This is a genomic window from Pseudomonas sp. HMSC066A08 (genome assembly GCF_001813025.1).
In the GTDB taxonomy this organism is placed as follows: domain Bacteria; phylum Pseudomonadota; class Gammaproteobacteria; order Pseudomonadales; family Pseudomonadaceae; genus Pseudomonas; species Pseudomonas aeruginosa.
In genome coordinates, this window is the sequence record NZ_KV811204.1 from 1 (window position 1) to 406 (window position 406).

A 406-nucleotide genomic window follows, 5' to 3' on the forward strand; every position below is an offset into this window, starting at 1 on the left:
ACCGCTGAAAGCATCTAAGCGGGAAACTTGCCTCAAGATGAGATCTCACTGGGAACTTGATTCCCCTGAAGGGCCGTCGAAGACTACGACGTTGATAGGCTGGGTGTGTAAGCGTTGTGAGGCGTTGAGCTAACCAGTACTAATTGCCCGTGAGGCTTGACCATATAACACCCAAACAATCTGACGATTGTGTGTTGTAAGGTGAAGTCGACGAACCGAAAGTTCGCATGAACCGCAAACACCTTGAAATCACATACCTGAATCCGGATAGACGTAAGCCCAAGCGAACGGATATCCAACCGAATTGCTTGACGATCATAGAGCGTTGGAACCACCTGATCCCTTCCCGAACTCAGAAGTGAAACGACGCATCGCCGATGGTAGTGTGGGGTCTCCCCATGTGAGA

Annotated in this window: 2 rRNA genes; both read left to right on the forward strand. The window is 50.2% G+C overall.

Annotated elements, in window-relative coordinates:
- A 23S ribosomal RNA gene (locus tag HMPREF2886_RS01690) occupies positions 1-164 on the forward strand; the annotation flags it as partial.
- A gap of 143 nt (positions 165-307) precedes the next feature.
- Positions 308-406: ribosomal RNA gene (gene rrf / locus HMPREF2886_RS01695) — 5S ribosomal RNA — on the forward strand; the annotation flags it as partial.